Source organism: Luteipulveratus halotolerans (assembly GCF_001247745.1).
GTDB classification, from domain to species: domain Bacteria; phylum Actinomycetota; class Actinomycetes; order Actinomycetales; family Dermatophilaceae; genus Luteipulveratus; species Luteipulveratus halotolerans.
The window spans coordinates 3,103,763-3,120,331 of record NZ_LAIR01000002.1; the positions used below are offsets into that span (position 1 = coordinate 3,103,763).

At 69.3% G+C, this 16,569-nt stretch carries 17 protein-coding genes and 1 tRNA gene; 9 read left to right on the plus strand and 9 right to left on the minus strand.

Annotated features, from left to right (window positions below):
- The first annotated feature begins 42 nt into the window (after nt 1-42).
- The 5 genes from VV01_RS15610 (at nt 43) to VV01_RS15630 (ending at nt 4,142) form a co-directional block, all read left to right on the plus strand.
- A complete protein-coding gene (locus VV01_RS15610; RefSeq protein ID WP_050670680.1) occupies nt 43-1,806 on the plus strand; it encodes an ATP-binding protein in 1,764 nt (587 codons plus the stop codon).
- Nucleotides 1,799-2,395, plus strand: coding sequence for a GTP-binding protein (locus VV01_RS15615; protein ID WP_050670681.1), 597 nt, complete (start codon nt 1,799-1,801; stop codon nt 2,393-2,395). The genes VV01_RS15610 and VV01_RS15615 overlap by 8 nt, the downstream gene beginning before the upstream one ends.
- 1 nt (nt 2,396) lies before the next feature.
- Nucleotides 2,397-2,903, plus strand: coding sequence for a roadblock/LC7 domain-containing protein (locus VV01_RS15620; RefSeq protein WP_050670682.1), 507 nt, complete (start codon nt 2,397-2,399; stop codon nt 2,901-2,903).
- Nucleotides 2,904-3,010: 107 nt separating this feature from the next.
- Nucleotides 3,011-3,370, plus strand: coding sequence for a hypothetical protein (locus VV01_RS15625; protein WP_050670683.1), 360 nt, complete (start codon nt 3,011-3,013; stop codon nt 3,368-3,370).
- Nucleotides 3,371-3,527: 157 nt separating this feature from the next.
- Nucleotides 3,528-4,142: a globin family protein gene (locus tag VV01_RS15630; protein WP_050670684.1), complete on the plus strand. Its 615-nt coding sequence runs from the start codon at nt 3,528-3,530 to the stop codon at nt 4,140-4,142.
- Between the two features lie 320 nt (nt 4,143-4,462).
- On the opposite strand, the gene VV01_RS15635 is transcribed toward VV01_RS15630, so the two are convergent.
- From VV01_RS15635 to VV01_RS15645, 4 genes are all read right to left on the minus strand, one after another.
- Nucleotides 4,463-5,233 (minus strand): polysaccharide deacetylase family protein, encoded by a 771-nt coding sequence (locus VV01_RS15635; protein WP_050670685.1) that lies wholly within the window; start codon nt 5,231-5,233, stop codon nt 4,463-4,465.
- Complete coding sequence (locus tag VV01_RS23955; protein WP_197275064.1) at nt 5,233-5,409, minus strand: hypothetical protein; 177 nt, start codon at nt 5,407-5,409, stop codon at nt 5,233-5,235. Before VV01_RS23955 ends, VV01_RS15635 begins: the two co-directional genes overlap by 1 nt.
- A 23-nt stretch (nt 5,410-5,432) precedes the next feature.
- Entirely contained in the window at nt 5,433-6,545 is a 1,113-nt protein-coding gene (locus VV01_RS15640) for a glycosyltransferase (RefSeq protein WP_082221027.1), read from the minus strand.
- 221 nt (nt 6,546-6,766) lie between these two features.
- Nucleotides 6,767-7,594 carry a TetR/AcrR family transcriptional regulator gene (locus VV01_RS15645; RefSeq protein ID WP_331456455.1) on the minus strand — a complete coding sequence of 276 codons (828 nt, stop codon included), beginning with the start codon at nt 7,592-7,594 and terminating at the stop codon, nt 6,767-6,769.
- Between the two features lie 304 nt (nt 7,595-7,898).
- On the opposite strand from VV01_RS15645, the gene VV01_RS15650 reads away from it, so the two are divergent.
- Together VV01_RS15650 and VV01_RS15660 are read left to right on the plus strand one after the other, a co-directional pair.
- The gene (locus tag VV01_RS15650) at nt 7,899-8,777 is read left to right on the plus strand and encodes an ATP-grasp domain-containing protein (RefSeq protein WP_050670688.1); all 879 of its coding nucleotides are present in this window, start codon (nt 7,899-7,901) and stop codon (nt 8,775-8,777) included.
- Nucleotides 8,778-8,992: 215 nt separating this feature from the next.
- A protein-coding gene (locus VV01_RS15660; protein WP_157508871.1) for an IS3 family transposase occupies nt 8,993-10,197 on the plus strand; the annotation gives its coding sequence in 2 pieces (ribosomal slippage) (nt 8,993-9,277 and nt 9,280-10,197; 1,203 coding nt in all).
- A 585-nt stretch (nt 10,198-10,782) separates the two neighbouring features.
- Here VV01_RS15660 and VV01_RS15665 read toward each other — a convergent pair.
- Nucleotides 10,783-10,858: transfer RNA gene (locus VV01_RS15665), tRNA-Lys, on the minus strand.
- A gap of 81 nt (nt 10,859-10,939) precedes the next feature.
- Between VV01_RS15665 and VV01_RS15670 the strand changes: the two genes are divergently transcribed.
- Nucleotides 10,940-11,401 (plus strand): TFIIB-type zinc ribbon-containing protein, encoded by a 462-nt coding sequence (locus VV01_RS15670; protein ID WP_071606411.1) that lies wholly within the window; start codon nt 10,940-10,942, stop codon nt 11,399-11,401.
- A 60-nt stretch (nt 11,402-11,461) separates the two neighbouring features.
- Here VV01_RS15670 and VV01_RS15675 read toward each other — a convergent pair whose 3' ends face one another.
- Entirely contained in the window at nt 11,462-12,112 is a 651-nt protein-coding gene (locus VV01_RS15675; RefSeq protein ID WP_082221028.1) for a cation transporter, read from the minus strand.
- A 99-nt stretch (nt 12,113-12,211) separates the two neighbouring features.
- Entirely contained in the window at nt 12,212-13,120 is a 909-nt protein-coding gene (locus VV01_RS15680) for a sigma-70 family RNA polymerase sigma factor (RefSeq protein WP_050670691.1), read from the minus strand.
- 140 nt (nt 13,121-13,260) lie between these two features.
- On the opposite strand from VV01_RS15680, the gene VV01_RS15685 reads away from it, so the two are divergent.
- On the plus strand, nt 13,261-13,713 hold the full coding sequence (locus tag VV01_RS15685) for a carboxymuconolactone decarboxylase family protein (RefSeq protein ID WP_050670692.1): 453 nt from the start codon (nt 13,261-13,263) through the stop codon (nt 13,711-13,713).
- A gap of 85 nt (nt 13,714-13,798) precedes the next feature.
- Here VV01_RS15685 and VV01_RS15690 read toward each other — a convergent pair whose 3' ends face one another.
- Both VV01_RS15690 and VV01_RS15695 read right to left on the minus strand, forming a co-directional pair.
- Nucleotides 13,799-15,196 carry an alkaline phosphatase PhoX gene (locus VV01_RS15690; RefSeq protein WP_050670693.1) on the minus strand — a complete coding sequence of 466 codons (1,398 nt, stop codon included), beginning with the start codon at nt 15,194-15,196 and terminating at the stop codon, nt 13,799-13,801.
- Between the two features lie 99 nt (nt 15,197-15,295).
- Complete coding sequence (locus VV01_RS15695) at nt 15,296-16,510, minus strand: NAD(P)/FAD-dependent oxidoreductase (RefSeq protein ID WP_050670694.1); 1,215 nt, start codon at nt 16,508-16,510, stop codon at nt 15,296-15,298.
- Between the last annotated feature and the right edge of the window lie 59 nt (nt 16,511-16,569).

Consider the following 16,569-nt stretch of genomic DNA (forward strand, 5'->3'; position numbering starts at 1 on the left):
CGGCGCGGCCCAGGTCGCCGTCCAGAGAGAGGCACCTTCGCGGTGGAGCGAGAGAAGTTCAAGGTCGACCTGCGCGGCATCGTCGACATCCTGGGTCATCACCTGTACAGCAGTGAGCAGGTGTATTTGCGTGAGCTGGTCCAGAACGCGTCTGACGCCATCAACGCGCGCACGCGCCTGGACCCGCAGTTCAGCGGCGGCGCTGTGCACATCACTAGTGCGACTGATGACCAGCCGATGACGGTGCGCGACAACGGTGTTGGACTGACGCAGCCGCAGGTGCACGAGCTGATGGCCACGGTCGGCGGCTCGTCCAAACGCAACGACGTCACCGCCACCCGCGAGAAGTTCCTCGGGCAGTTCGGCATCGGCATCCTGTCGGCGTTCCTAGTCGCCGACCACATCGAGGTGCGCACCCGCAGCGCGCTCACCGCTGACGCGCAGACCGTCGCCTTCTCCGGGCACGCCGACGGCACGTACGCCGTCTCGGTGGCCGAGGAGCCGCTGGAGGCTCCCGGCACCGAGGTCCGCATCCACCCCAGGCCACCGGACCGGCACTGGTGCGAGAAGGACGCCGTCCCCGACATCGTCGCCCGCACCGCCGGCCTGATGCGCCTAAACGTCCATGTCGACGGCGTGCTGCTGTCCGGGCAGCCCCGGCCGTGGGAGATGACCATCGAGGACCAGATCGCTTGGTGCCGCCGGGAGTTCGGCTTCGATGCGATGGGCATCGTCCCCCTGCAGGCCAAGTCGCAGGATGTCATTGGCGTCTGCTTCGTCCTGCCCTACACCGCCGCGCCCGGGCACCGCACCGGCGACCGCATCTACTCACGCGGGCTGCTGGTCGCCGACTCCGAGACCCAACTGCTGCCCGGCTGGGCTTTCTTCTGCCGGGCCGTCCTCGATGCGGGAAGCCTGCCGCTGACCGCATCGCGCGAACAGCTGCAAGAGTCGCTGACACTGCACGCGGTCCGTGACCATCTCGGCTACGAGATCCTGCGCGAGCTGGTCCTGGTTCACGACCGGGCCCCCGCGGTGTACGGCGACATCCTGCGCCTGCACTCCTCGGGGATGAAGGCCCTGGCGGCCACCAGCACCGACATGCGCGACCTCGTCCGCTCCACGATGCACTACCCCACCAGCCAAGGTCCGCGCACGCTCGACGAGCTCGTCACGGCAGGCGGCGAGATCGCCTACGTGGACGACACCGAGCGCTACCAGGCGATGCGTGACATCGCGTTCCACTCCGACATCCTCGTCGTCTGCGCAGACGACCCCTACGACCCAGATCTGCTGACACGCGTCAGCCAGGACAGCGACCGGGCCACCTTCCGCCGCGTGGACGACGAGGCGATCTTCGCGTTCACCACGCCCGCCGACGGCGAGGACCGCGCCCGTGCCGACGAGCTCGCTGAGCGCGCGCAGACACTCCTGGCGAACGGGCTCTCTGTGCATGTGCAGAGCTTCGGCCCTTCTGAGCGGCTGGCGCTGTGGTGGCCGACCGCAGCCGGCCCTCACACCGCCGAGGTCGTCCTCAACGCCAGCAATCCCCTCATCAGGGCACTCCTGGAGCACTCCCTGGCGCCTTCCCTGGAACAGCACGCCATCCACGCTGCGCACCTGATCGGAATGCTGCAGGGCGCGAACCCACTCACCCTGAGCCAGTCCACACAGCTGGCGCGCTCGGTGCAGGCACTCGCAACCCACCCGGCCCTGTCTGCCAGTGCGCAGGACCAGGGCGTCCGCGAGCCGGGCAGCGCCGTCGACGAGGCCCGGACGGGGACCGGACGGGGACCGCGTGAGTAGCCGCCTGCCCTCCGTCGTGGGCCTGGTCGCCCAGGAGCGGGTCGCGTTCGTGGGCCCGTTCGGCGTCGGCAAGACCACGGCGGTGCGGACGATCTCCGACGTCACGGTGGCTGACACCGATGTACGCCGCTCAGCCTCTACCGACGCAGAGCCGGCGGATGCCGCCAAGAGGACCACCACTGTCGGCATCGACTACGGCGAGTGGCACCCGGTGGGCCGCCCGCGCGTGGCGGTGTACGGGACGCCCGGCCAGCTGCGCTTCGACATGGTCCGCGCCAACGCCATGAGTGCGGGAGCGACGCTGGTTCTGTGGCTGTTCGGTGACCGCCTGGACGCACTCGATGAGGCCGAGCTCTGGCTACGCCACTTGCACACGATCGACGCCCGCGCTTACGAGCGCCTCAGCGTGGCGGTCACCAGGCTGGGCGCACCTGGCCCCGGGCTCGACCTGGCTGACTTCCGAGCCCGGCTCGGGGCCCATGCCTCCGGCGTCCCAGTCCTGGCCGCGGACCCTCGAGCCCGGCACGACGTGGAGCGCGTGGTCCGCGCAGCCCTCGACCGCGCCACGACCCCTAGAACGGAGCAATGACATGGCCAGCACGCAGGCCAGCAGCGGCCCCACCGTCGGCTCGCGCATCGAGAGCGACGAAGGCGTCAAAGGCGTTGAGGCCTATCTCGCCCGCGACTGGGACATCTGGTCTCGCAGCCTAGGGATGGCGGTCCAGCCGGTCCTGGCCCAGCTCGCCGACGAGCTGCCCGCGCTGCGCGCCGCGCTCTTCTGCACCGCCGACGGGCTCAACCTATGCACGTTGGGCGTCGCGGAGGGCGACGTCGGGCGTCTGGCGGCGCTGACCAGCTCCATGTTCAGCGTCGGGGCGGCACATCGCCAGGCGATGACTGCAGGCGGGGCCGAGGGCACCACGGTGAACATCTCCACGGGGGCTGACCACACCGTGCTGCTAGCCGTGGAACTGAAGGGTGTGGGCCACTTCGTACTCGGCGCGTACGCCGAGGACATCCAGCTCGGGCTGCTGCTGGTCAAGGCCCGAGGCGTGGCCGAGCGAATCATCCAGAAGCTCGTGATCGGCACCGGGTGAGCCTGGGCTGGCAACAGACCATGTCCCGCTGGGCCCAGCAGGCCGGCCTGCGCCCCGCACCGGCCTCCCAAACCGGGCGCGCAACGCGTCCCAACCTAAGGAGAGAAATGGCAGATTACGAACGGGTCCTCGAGGGGATCCAGAACGAGGTCAACGGGTTCATCGGCGCGTCGATCGTGGACCTGGAGTCAGGGATGACTCTCGCGTCGCGATCGGCCAGCCCGGACTTCGACCTCGAGGTGGCCAGCGCCTACAACAGCGAGATGGTCAAGGGCAAGTTCAAGACGATGGAAGCGCTGCGCCTGGACAGCACGCTGGAGGACATGCTGCTGACGCTCAGCGACCAGCTGCACCTGATCAAGCTCCTGGACAGCAGCACCGCGTTCATCTACGTGGCCGCCAGCAGGGCCAACACCAACCTCGCCCTGCTGCGCCGCTCGGTCAACGAGCACACCAAGGCGGCCTGAGCTCGCGCCGGGAACTCGCCCGTGCAGCCCCCGCCGCACCAAGACCATCGGCTGCCTTGGTGCGGCGGGCGCTGCTCACGATCCCACGTCATGCATCGCGCGTGAGCCGACAGGTGACCAGGCCCGCCCGTGGGCTCAGGCCCAGGACAGGAGAACCATGTGGATTTGGCTGCTTGCAGCACTCGTCGCGCTCATCGTGACCGCCGTGCTCATCGCCAGGCTAACCTCCCGACCACGACCGGCACGGCACGCGGCGCGCGCGAAGGACCGGCGAGCCGGTCTCGCATCCGGCAGCGTCCGCCCGCTCTACCCCGACCTGCCGGACACCCACCAGCTCACTGCCGCCCCGGTCGTCGCCGACCTCGGCTCCGACGTGCCGCTGTACGAGTGGCTGCGCTACAGCGCCGGCGACAACGCCTGGTCGGAAGTGGTCGCCGACTTCTACACCCGGACCGCAGCCGACCCCGATGTGGCCGACTACTTCCGCGACACTGATCTGGAGGTCCTGCAACGCCACTTCCTGGCCGCCCTGATGCTGGTCACCAAACAAGGCCTCACCGTCGGCGTGGTGCGCAAGATGCAAGACAGACACGGTGGCGTGATCAACAGCCACGGCGAGCCCATCAACGACCAGACCTGGGACACGGTCGTCGGAGCCCTCGTCGCTGTACTGCAGGACCGCCAGGTGCCGGCGAGGTCGATCCATGACCTTGCGGTGACCATTGAGCCGCTCAACGCGGCCATCGCCACCGGGCCGGCTGCCTCAAGCTGATCTCAGCGCGTGCCCGCCACACCGGTGAGGGCTCCGCGCGGGCATGGACACTGGCGGCTGCCTGTTGCGGCAACGCCGCCCGCCTCAGTGTGGAACTGGCTAACGTCGGTGCATGATGCCCGGCTCTCCTGGGCGTCCAGGCGGGACCGGCATGATCCTCCCCCCCCCCAGCGGTCCTGCCCCGGCCTGCGTCGCTCGACCGGCGCAGGCCGGTGCCGCGTCTGGGTCTTGCAGGCCCGCACCGCAGCGAGCTGTCACTCAGCTCGTCGCCGCCTGCCGTGGTACCGCGCCGGCGTGGCGCGGTACCACGGCAATCCGGCTCACGGCCGGACGACCTGGACCCAGGACTGCTGGTTGACCGGGCTCGGCGCGAATGCGATGTCGACAACCCCGAAGGAGAAGCCGTCGTGCTTCAGCTGCGGGATCACGATGTCCAGGTAGCGCAGCTGCCCGAGCCCACAGTCTGTGACGTCGTTGCCGTCATGCAGCAGGATCAGGCCTTGATCGACCGCGTTGGACCGGACGTACCTGGCCACCGCGGTTGCCCCGGGGCACTCGAAGTCGCCCGGCAGTGAGTTGGTCCAGTGCCACAGCACCCCGCCCCACATCCCCTCGCGCCGGATGACCTCGTTGCCGCCGGCGCTCTCGTTGCCGTACGGGTACCGGAACAGCACTGGCGTCGACCCGGTCACCGCGGCGATGGCCGTGTTCGTGCTGGTGATCTCACGGTCGGCCTCCTCGTCCGACAGTGTCGTGAAGTCGGGATGGGTGTAGCCGTGGTTGCCAATGGTGTGGCCCTCGGCCTTGATCCGCCGCACCAGGTCCGGGTAGGCCGCCACGTGCGAGCCTTGCAAGAAGAAGGTCGCCTTGACGCCGTGCTTGTGTAGCAGGTCCAGCACACGCGCGGTGTACGCCGGTGTGGGGCCGTCGTCGAACGTCAGCGCGACTAAGCCGCGCGACCCGGGCTCTGTCCGGGTCTGGGACGCCGCCGCAGCAGGCTGATGCGGCGGTGACGACGTGCTGGCCGCAGCCGAGGTGGAGACCGCCAGCGCGATCAGCAGACCGGCCGCCAGCGGCCCACCACGGCGCACTACCGGGTCGCCTTGCGCGTGCCCCGGCGCACCAACCGGATGGTCACAAGGCCGGTGAACAGCAACGTGGCCCCTAACAGCACGTCGTGCAGGACACTGACCCCTGCACCGATGCCTGTAAGGCCTCCGACCATCCCCGCCTGCACCAGCGGACCCGAGCCGTTGTTGTATTGCATGATAAACTCTCCTCTTTCATGACCTACCAGGACTGCTGCGCGGCGCGCAGACTCTTGATGACGCAGACCGCGGTGCAGACCTCGAGGAACATCCCGTAGGCGTCCTCGATCAGCATCACGGCGGCGAGCAGAACGTCGCGCAGTGTGCGCTGCGGGACCCTCCACATGGACGTCACGCGGTCGATCCACATGATTGCCAACGGAATACAGCCGATCAGGGAGATGCTGAACCCGAGGGCCAGGACGATCAGCGCAACCAGGTACAGCAGCCAGACGATCCGCAGCAGCATGCCGACGCCGAACATCCAGTACGCGGCGATGTCGCGTCGGGTGGCCGGCGTCCAGCCCCGCTTGCGGCACTCGTCGATACCGCCGCGGCCCCAGCGCAGCCGCTGGTTCCACAGTTCGCGGAACGTCGCGGGTGTGTCGGTGCGCACCTGCGCCCCGTCCGCGGCGCGCACCTTGTAGCCGAGCGTCTTCAGGTCGAGGGTCAGCCCGTAATCCTCGATGAGGCTCGAGTTGTCCCAGGGCACAGGCCGTTTCGTCATCTCCACCGCTCGCAGCAAAGCCTGGCCGCGGTACATCGACGCCGCACCGGAGGAGACCTGCACAGTCCAGCCGCGCAGCTCGCGGTTGTCGTCGTAGCGGGCGTACTCCAGGCGCTGCAGCCGCCACACCAGACCCGAGGAGTCCTTGGCCGCATACCGCGCGCAGACCGCGCCCAGCGAACGCCCACCCAGGATCGCGGCCAGCATCTGCTCGACCGTGTCGGACTGCAGAGTCGTGTCCGCGTCCATCGTCAGCACGAACTCTGCGTCGCGCCCGTACCGCTGCCAGGCCTGGTTCATCGCCCCCGACTTGCGGAAGGTGTTGTCCACCGTCTCCATGACGGTCACCGGGTAGCGCCGGGCGATCGCCACGGTGTCGTCGGTGCAGTTGTCGCCCACGACGACCACCCGCGTCGGCGGCACGCTCTGGTTGAGCAGCGAGCGGATCGTCTCGCCGATCTGCTCGGCCTCGTTGTGTGCGGGCACGATCGCCACGATCGTCGGGGCCCACCCGGTGAGCACGGGCAGCTGCTCGACCGCACGGGCACGCCCGCGCTCGCCGACGGCATCGTTAGATGCCCCAGACATTGGAGTTCCCCTGTGTGCGGGCTCGCGACCAGCGAGCTGCCAGCGGCTGCTGACCCCGCCTCAAAGCATCCGTTGCGATGGGATGGCGAGTCGGTCAGTGCCGCGATGTGATTCCCCCGAACCACTGGCGATGCTAAGACGCGTCGAAAGAGTCGCGCAAGTCCGTCCCGTCCGAGGTGATCCACCTCACCGGCCTAGCCCCCGGCGACCAGGCCGGAGCCTCAGCGCTCGGCCGGTCCGGGCTGGTCGAAGCCCATTCCGTAGGTCACCGCAGCCAGGAACTCGCTGAAGTGCAGCTCGGGGTCGACGATGAGGTCGGTGCGTCGCGACTCAATGCTGAGGTGGCCCACCAGGGCTGCCCACGCGCCCATGGCGACCTGTATAACGACCGGGTCGAAGTGCTGTGATGTCCGGTCGGTCCACGGCGGCTGGTCCTGACGCACCGAGGTTCCTTCCGTCGGCCGCGTGAGCTGGCCCGCGTGCACGGCATCGGCGATGAGCTGCGCGACCACCGCTCCGGCCCGCCCGCGCTGCTCGTAGACCTCGGGCGACCATGGCTCGTCCCCGCTACCCGGCGCGTTGTACAGCAGTCCGAACTCGTCCGGGAACGCCAGTGCCCACCGCCTGAAGGCGGTCGCCACGGCATGCCAGCACGTCAGCGGATCGCTCGACCCAGCAGCGTCCCTGCCAGCGATGATCGCGTCGATCAGGCGCTTGTAGGCATCGACACGCAGGTCGTTCAGTAGGGCGGCGCGGTCAGCGTAGAAGCGGTAGAGGCTCGAGGGTGGAATGCCGACATTTCGCGCGATGGCGCGCATCCCGACCCCGGCCGGCCCAGAGGTGCGCAGCTGGTGCCGGCCAGCGCGCTTGATCGCGGCACGAGTGGACGCCCGGTCGCCCCGGGTGCGGTCACCGCGTTCACCAGTCCCCGCGTCGGGCACTGTCAGATCCTTCCGCCGCTCGCACGGATCAACTCGCCCGCGCGCTAGCACACCTGAGCCCTCGCCGATCCGGGTCGCTCGAAAAATGAGACAACTTGTTGCTCCCACCCGGCGTGCGTACAGTGTTCGCGCCTGGGTGTTGTGGGCAGGCCCCGAGGAACCCTGCGGGCGTTGCTCGAGTTACCAGCCTACCCAATGACCCGGAGCTGTGCGCATTGGGCGAGGGGCCAATGCGTTTGTCATCCCCGCCCCCATTCATGGGCACTGCGGATCTACGACGTCATGTACGACGTCGTCCGTTCGTGATGGGTGGGATCGTCTAATGCAAGTCCGGCTGTCGTTCATCGCTGCCTTCGCAGCGATGAAGCCGTTCGCGTCCTCTGTCCAGCGACCAGCTAGGGGGGCCTGTTAGATGCGCGCGCTGGTCACCGGCGCGCTGAGCCCGAGCGGGCGTTCAGTTGTCGCCCAGCTGCTCGAACGCGGCATCGCTGTCGTCGCAGTTGACTCCTCCCCCGCCACCGCTGACATGCCGCTGCCTGTACACGTTCTCCCGCTGCCGATCACTCCTGAGCGGGTAACCGCGCTGCGTCAGCTCGCCCGCCGCGAGAAGGTCGACCTGATCATCCCGACCCTGGGTGAAGAGCTGCCCGGCCTTGCCGCAGCACGGTCCGCGTTCGGGTCAGCGATCGAGGTCGTGGTGGCTGGCCCGGGACCGGTTTCGATCGCGCACGACAAACTCTTCGCCGCGTGGCAGTTGCGCGCCCGGGGCGTGCCCACCCCGCCGTTCGGCGCGATCGGCGACTTCGCTTCCGCCGAGGCAGCATTTGCCGCCCTCGGCGGCCCACTGATCGTCAAGCCGCGCGAGAGGCGTGCGAACCAGGCCACGCCGCGCCTTTACCACCGCCCAGCCGACGTCGACTGGGACGGTCTGAGCGGGGACCATTTCGTCCAGAGATTCATCCCCGGCACGGAGTACTCACTGGTCACCTACCGGCCATCCCCGGGCCAGAGCGTTGACCGGCTCGTCGTCGTCCTCGAACGGACCGCACTGGGAGACGACGCCAGCCAGCTGCGGCGGCTCGGCGACAGCGAAGCCCCCGACGTGTCCCGCGTGGCCCTGGCTGCTGTACGCGCGGTTGGGCTAGTGGGGCCAGTCCACGTACTCGTGCGGCGGGACCCTGACGGGAACCCGCAGGTGCTGGACATCGACGCGCGGTTCGGCACTGCCAGCGCGGACGTCCCCGAGCTCCTGACCCGGGTGCTGCTGAGCGCGAATCACCGTTCCGGCTGACCCGGACTACCCGTCATGATGGGCATGCCACCACCCCCGGTGACTATCGGGGGTGGGTGCGGCAGGCCAGCACTCAGCCAGCAGAGAGCTCAGTGGCCTCATGGGCCATGGCCGTGGGCTTTGCCTACCCTACGTCCCAAGCGGGGGGGACTGCTGCACGAACAGGTGACATCTGATCTGGCTTGCCCGTGAGGGTGGCCTGGAAGGATGTTGCTGTGCCCAAGCCCTACCCCCGAGAGTTTCGTGATGATGTCGTGCGCGTCGCCCGAGGTCGTGAGCCGGGTGTGACGCTGGAGCAGGTCGCCAAGGACTTCGGTGTCCACCCGATGACGTTGAACAAGTGGTTGCGCCAGGCCGCGATCGATGATGGCGACAAGCCGGGCACGACCACGGCTGAGTCTGCTGACCTGCGGGAGGCCAACCGGCGGATACGGCTGCTGGAGCAGGAGAACGAGGTGCTGCGCCGGGCGGCGGCTTACCTGTCTCAGGCGCATCTGCCGGGAAAAGGCTCTACCCGCTCGTGAGTGAGCTGGCCGCTGACGGGATTCCCGTGACGGTCACGTGCCGGGTCCTGAAGCTCCACCGTCAGAAGTATTACGCCTGGCTGGCCAGTCCGGTCACCGGTCGTGAGCTGCAGGCGGCCTACCGGGCCAACGCGTTGTTCGATGCCCACCGTGATGATCCGGAGTTCGGGTACCGGTACTTGCTTGTGGAGGCCGCCGGCGCGGGTGAGGTGATGACGCCGCGCACGGCGTGGCGGATCTGTTCGGCGAACGCGTGGTGGTCGGTCTTCGGCAAGAAGCGCGGCAGCCACGGCAAGAAGCCCGGGCCACCGGTGCACGATGACCTGCTCGCTGGTCAGGACGAGCACGGTGTGATCCGGCACTCCTTCACCGCCGCCGCGCCGAACCAGGTGTGGCTGACCGACATCACCGAGCACCGCACTGGTGAGGGGAAGCTGTACCTGTGCGCGATCAAGGACGCCTGCTCCGGGCGGATCGTGGGCTACTCCATCAGCGACCGGATGAAGTCCACCCTCGCGGTCGCAGCCCTGGACTCGGCCGTCGCGCGGCGACGCGCGCAGGGGCAGGACGTCACCGGGTGCATCGTGCACTCCGACCGCGGCAGCCAGTTCCGCTCACGCAAGTTCGTGCACGCCTTGAACCAGCACGCGCTGACCGGGTCGATGGGCCGGGTCGGCGCTGCCGGTGACAACGCCGCGATGGAGTCCTTCTTCGCGCTGCTGCAGAAGAACGTCCTGGACCGCCGCACCTGGGACACCCGCGAAGACCTGCGGATCGCGATCATCACCTGGACCGAACGCACCTACCACCGACGTCGACGCCAAGACCGCCTCGGCCAGTTGACCCCCATCGAGTACGAGACCATCATGACCACGCCAGCCGATCAGGCGGCATGACTACCAACTGTCACCTGTTCGTGCAGCAGTCCCTACGGCACGTCAAGGTGGCTGGCTGACTACCACCGCCGCAACTCGGTCGAGTCGGGCAACGCCATGCTGAAATCCCACAACGGCGGCCTCACCCGCGGCAGCATCCAAGTCTTCGGAACTCTGAAGGTAGGCCTCTGGGTGGCATTCGCGCTCGGTGCTGTCAACATCAGACTGATCGCGAGCCGGTACCAGGTCGAGCCAGGCAATGCGCTGCCGGACTCCCCGATTAAGCCAGCACCGCCGACGAAGAATACGGCGCCCGCATGGCACCAGATGATCGGTCGCCGAAGACCTCCGAAACGGCGACAGACCGGACCAGTGAAACGACCCCAATAGGCCATACCGACCGTCGGCGATGGCCCCTGCCTCCGCACGCCCAGGTTAGGAGCCAACCGCCCGCTGAGCTGCCGGAGTCGCGCCACGCGCCGCCCAGAACGCCCTCACCAGGCCTTCTGAACCTCCAACCAGAGCCGTAAACGGCTCGCCACACCTGCTGCACGGCGTTGTGGCGAGTTTCGTCAACGTGATGAGCACCTTTTCGTACATCACCCGTGGTGGGCCCCGTGGGGCTCGAACCCACAACCTACGGATTAAAAGTCCGCAGCTCTGCCAATTGAGCTAGAGGCCCTGGCGCTCGAGGCTGGCCGAGCGCGCCAAGCAAGGGTAGCCGCGAGCGGAACCGGTCGACGTACCTGGGCGTTGGCTGACCATGAGCCAGACGCTGACCTGTCCCAAGTGCCAGAGCGAGATGCGGTCGTACGAGCGCAACCGCGTCCTCGTCGATCAGTGCACCGGCTGCGGTGGCATCTTCCTCGACAAGGGCGAGCTCGAAGCCCTGTCCGCCGCCGAGAACGCCTGGCACCAGCAGGCGCAGCCCGAGCCGCAGCAGGCTCCGGACGTCGCGCACCAGCAGCAGGCATCTCAGCCGCAGGCGCCGCCTGCTCCTCCTCAGTACGCCGCACCGCCCCAGCAGCCGTACGCCCAGCCGCAGCAGCCGTACACCCCGACGCCCCAGCCCGGCTACGCCCAGCCCTATCCCTCCGGTCAGCGCTACGCGAACTCCAAGCAGCGCTACGCGCAGGGCTACCCCGGCGGCCAGCGTTATGCCAGCTCCAAGCAGCGCTACGGCCAGCACAAGCGCAAGTCGTTCCTGGACGACCTGTTCGGCTGAGACCCAGGGCGGAGGCCCGGTCCCACGCAACGGGACTGGGCGAGGCGGCCGCGAGCGCCGTCAGTCGATCTCATCGCCGGAGAGCGCCTTGGCAGCCAGGCGCTCCTCCTCGCTGACCTCCCACACCTCCCACGCCGCGTGCACGGCGAGCAGCACGATGCAGCAGCCGAGCACGAGGTCGGGCCAGCCCGAGTCGGTCCACGCGGTGACGAGCGCCATCGCGATGACGGCGAGGTTGACCAGCACGTCGTTGCGAGCCGACAGGAACGCCGCCCGGCTCAGTGACCCGCCACCGTGCCGGACGCTGGCCAGCAGCGCAGCGCTCACACCGTTGATGACGACGGCGCCCAACGACGCGAGGACGACCGGCAGCACCTGGGGCACCACCGGGTCGGCGAACCGGCCGATCGCCTCCCACCCCGCGACGCCGGCGGGCACCAGGATCACCAGCGCCATCGCCTTGCCGGCCCACGACCGGTGCGCGAGCGGCCATCCCAACGCGATGAAGATGAGCAGGTTGATCGAGGTGTCCTCGAGGAAGTCGACGCTGTCGGCGAGCAGCGACACCGAGCCGGACGCCAGGGCGATGAAGAACTCCACGAAGAAGTAGGCGAAGTTCAGCAGCGCCACGATGAGGACGACCCGGCGCAGACGACCGGCGTCGAGTCGAGGTGGGGGTACGCCGTGGGCTGGCTCGGCGGGCACGGTCACGGCGCCGACGCTACCGCCGCACGCCGCGGCCGGCGCACCCCGACGCACCCGACGCGTGCCGACGCCGACGCGTGCCAGCGGACGCGGACGCGGACGCCCTCAGGCGATGAGCTGCACGTCCATCGCGGCGATGTGCTCGGGCTCGACGACGACCTCGACCCCGACCAGGCGGTCGCCTCGCACCTGCATCACGAACGCCGAGCGCACGACCCCGCCCGGCGCCCACACCGCGCCGTACGCACCGTCGATGACGGCGAGCCGTGCCCCGACGGCCCGGCCGTTGAACACCTCGGCCACGCCGGCGCTGCCGCGGACCATGCCGGCCAGCAGCGGCGCGTGCTGGGCGGCAACCCCGCCCTGCGCCAGCGCCGCCGACGCCGACTCGACGGCCATCCGGTCCGCGCGCAGCACGACGTCGGGGTCGAGGATCGTGAGCAGCCGGTCGAACTCACCCTCCCGCGACGCCTTCAGGAACGCCTCCACCACGTCACGCTGTCGCCGCTGGTCGGTCTCGGTCGACGCACCCTGGACCCGACGCCGAGCCCGCGACGCGAGCTGTCGGGCGGCAGCCGGCGTACGGTCCACGATCGGCGCGACCTCGTCGAACGGCAGACCGAACAGGTCGTGCAAGACAAATGCCAGCCGCTCAGCCGGACCGAGCGTGTCGAGGACGACGAGGAGGGCCGCGCCGAGCGAATCCGCTTGCAACGCTTGGCTTTCCGGGCCTTCGATGACGTCCTCGACCACGTCGCCCGGCGACTCGTCGAGCGGGTCCTCGCGGCGCGACCTGCGCGAGCGCAGCATGTCGAGGCACACCCGCGACACTACCGTGGTGAGCCAGCCGCGCAGGTTGTCGATGGCGTCAGCGTCGGACCGGCTCAGCCGCAGCCACGCCTCCTGGACGGCGTCGTCGGCCTCGGCGTGCGAGCCGAGCACGCGATAGGCGACCGCCTGCAGCCGTGGTCGCTGCTCCTCGAACTGCGCTGCCAGCCAGTCGTGATCGGTCATGGCGTCAACTCTTCCTCATCGGCAGGGGTGTCACTGCGGTGACGAGTACGAGCGCACGGATGTGACAGGTACGCCGGTCGTCACACTCCGCGGACGGCGTACGTCATCCCGGTGAGACCCCGTCGACGAAGGAGACCGACATGGAACAGCGCATGACCAACCCCGGAGCCACTCTCGGTGCGATCGACCGGCTGCAGGCGCTCGCGGCGGCGCCGCACGGGCACGGCGTACCCGAGGCGACGCTCGAGCTGGTCCACCTGCGCGTCAGTCAGATCAACGGGTGCGCGTGGTGCCTCGACTTCGGTGTCCGGGCGGCCAAGAAGGCCGGCGAGAGCGACGAGCGTCTCGCGACGGTCGGGGCCTGGCGGGAGGCGCCGTGGTTCGACGACGCCGAGCGTGCGGCGCTGCGGCTGGCGGAGTCGATCACCCGGATCGCCGACAGCAGCGACCCGGTGCCGGACGAGGTGTGGGAGCAGGCCACGCAGCACTACGACGAGGAGGGCCTGGCCGCGATCGTCATGCACGTCGCGATGGTCAACGTCTGGAACCGCCTCAACGTCAGCGTCCGCCAGATCGCCGGCACCTGGGCCTGACAAGCCCCACTCCCACGGCGAGATGTGACTTCAAGGGCTGTTGTACCGACCCTCGAGGTCACATCTCGCCTGTTCGGGTGGGGCTTCAGAGGGAGCCGGTACGCCAGGGGCCGGTGATCGCGAACGTGATGCCCGGCGTCTGCGCGTTCGCGAACAGCCAGTTGCCGTTGACCGTGTCGAACGCCGAGCCGCACCACTCCGAGCCGGAGTAGTCGCCGGGCTTCACCGACTTGCCGGGCACACCACCGGCAGGGATGACCACCTGGTTGAGCGCGAACGGGAAGATCTGACCGTCCTGGGTGAGGCCGTGCAGGTACTCGCCGGCGTCGCCGTCCTCGCACAGCACGATGCCCCCGCGCGGTGACACGCAGATGTTGTCGGGGTTGTTCAGCACCGTGGCGTCCGGCGAGGCGAACAGCACCGTCATCGTCTCGGTCGCGGGGTCGTACTCGAAGACCTGTCCCTGACCCTTCGGGCCGCCCGAGGTCGAGACGACGTACGCGCGGTCGTTGCCCCACCAGGCGCCTTCGAGCCGCTTGAACACGGCCGCCCCCTTGGCCTGACCTTGCAGTGCCGGACGCACCTCACCGGGGGCGTAGTCGGGGTTGTCGATGGTGACCCAGGAGGTGCGGTACGACGTGCCGGTCGGGTCGTCGTACGTCACGTAGGACTGGCCGCTGTCGCCGATGACCATCATCTGCAGCTCGCCACCGGCGGCGAGGTTCTGCCGCTCGTGCGGCAGGAAGCGGTAGAAGCCGGACGGGGTCGCGTCCTCGGTGAGGTAGACGATGTCGGTCGAGGGGTCGACGCACACGGCCTCGTGGCTGAAGCGACCCATCTGCTTCAGCGGGACGCCGTTGCTCTGCCCGTCGGCGGGCACCTCGAACACGTAGCCGTGGCGGGTGCCGTCGGGCCCGATCTCGGTGGTCTCCTCACAGCTGAGCCAGCTGCCCCACGGCGTGACACCACCGGCGCAGTTGCGGATCGTGCCGGCGAGGCTCGGCGTCGTGCCGAGGAACTGCCCGGCGTCCCGGTCGAACACGACGGTGGTCGTGCCGCCGCGCGCCGCCGGGTCGTACGCCGCTGTGCCGCCGAACGCACCCGTGTAGCCGCTCAGCTCGTGGTTGCGCACGATGACGGTCTTGCCGTCAGGCGCGGTGAACGTGCCCATGCCGTCGTGGGCGCCCGGCGTCGGGGCGCCGCCGGTCATCGGGTCGCCGGTCCAGCCGTGCGAGATGTACTCGAAGCCCTTCGGCAGCCGCAGCAGCTCCAGGCCGGTGGTGTGGTCCTTCACCGGGGCGAGCGGGCCGTAGTCGGGGCTGAACGGGGCCTTGGCCATCGGGGCGGCGCCGGCCGTGCGAGCGCCGAGCGCCTGCAGCGGCCCGAGCGCTGCCAGCGCGGCGAGACCACCTCGCAGGGCGGTACGACGGTCGATGCCGCGGGCGGGCTCGGGTGTGGGTGTGCGGTCGCGCATGTCGGTCATGGGGGCACCTTTCGGATGCTCTCAGTCACGTGTGGTGGATCACCCCACCCAACCGAGCCCGGGTGGACTCCCGTTGACCCTGAGACGAACGGCGCGAGGTCAGGCAGCGACGTGCCCTCGGACGCCACCGAAACGGTTCGGCGTCAGGAGCGGGTCGTGCAGCGTCGGCGCCCCCTCCAGCAACCCGGTCGCGACCATCTCGGCCGTGACCGGTGCGAGCACCAGCCCCCACATGCCGTGACCGGCTGCGACCGTCACACCGGGCGCCGCCGAGCTCGCCCCGATGACGGGCACCCCGTCTGCGGCACAAGGGCGTTCGCCGGCCCAGGTGTCGAGCACGCCGTTGATCCGCACGCCGGGCAGCGCGTCCGTGACGACCTGCACCATCGCGTCGGCGCGGCGCTGGTCGAGCGGCCGACCCTCGGCGCCGAACTCCATCAGCCCGCACACCCGCAACCGACCGGGCATGGGCGAGACGACCATCCGGCGCTCCTTGAATCGCACCGGGATCGTCGGCGCGTTGTCGGCGTCGAGGTCGATCACGTAGCCGCGCCCACCACGCAACGGGATGCGCAGACCGGCGGCACCCGCGAGCGCCGGAGTGTCGAGTCCCGTTGCCAGCACGACGTTCTCGGCCGTCACCAGCTCGCCGCCGACCTGCACTCCGCGCACGCGTCCGGCGTCGACCACGACCCGCTCGACCGGCGTACCGAACCGCACCTCAGCACCTGCGTTGCCTGCGGCCGTGAGCATCGACCGGACGTACGAACGGCTCTCGACGACGGCCTCGTCGATCTGCCAGTACGCCGACCGCACCTGTCCCAGTGCGGGCACGAGCCGGTGCGCCTCCTCGTCGGAGATCGCGCCCGCCGGCCCCTCGTCGGTCACGTAGATCTCCAGCGCACCCGTCTCGCGGTAGGTGTCACTCAGCCCGGCGTCGGCGTACGCACGGTGCTGGGCGGCGCTGCGGTGCGCGAGCTCCTGCAACCGCGCAGTTGCGATCGAGACGCGTCGCGAACGTGCGGACGACATCAGTCGCGCCATCCACGGCACGAGCGACGGCTGCGGATTCACCCGTACAGCAGGCGGATTCGTGAACACCTGGTGCGCACCCTCAGCGACCAGCGCCGGTGTCGCGAGCGGCCCCACGTGCGATGCGGCGATCACGCCGGCGTTGGCGTACGAGCAGCCGCCGCCCACGTCGGGCGCCCGGTCGAGCACGGCCACGCGCGCACCACGGCGCGCGAGCTCGTACGCCGTGGTCGCCCCGACCACACCGGCGCCGACCACGATCACGTCACAGGAGTCCACCATGACGACGACGCTAGGCAGGCCGCGCGGCCTGCGCCTCATCCCCGAGGGATGATGATCGG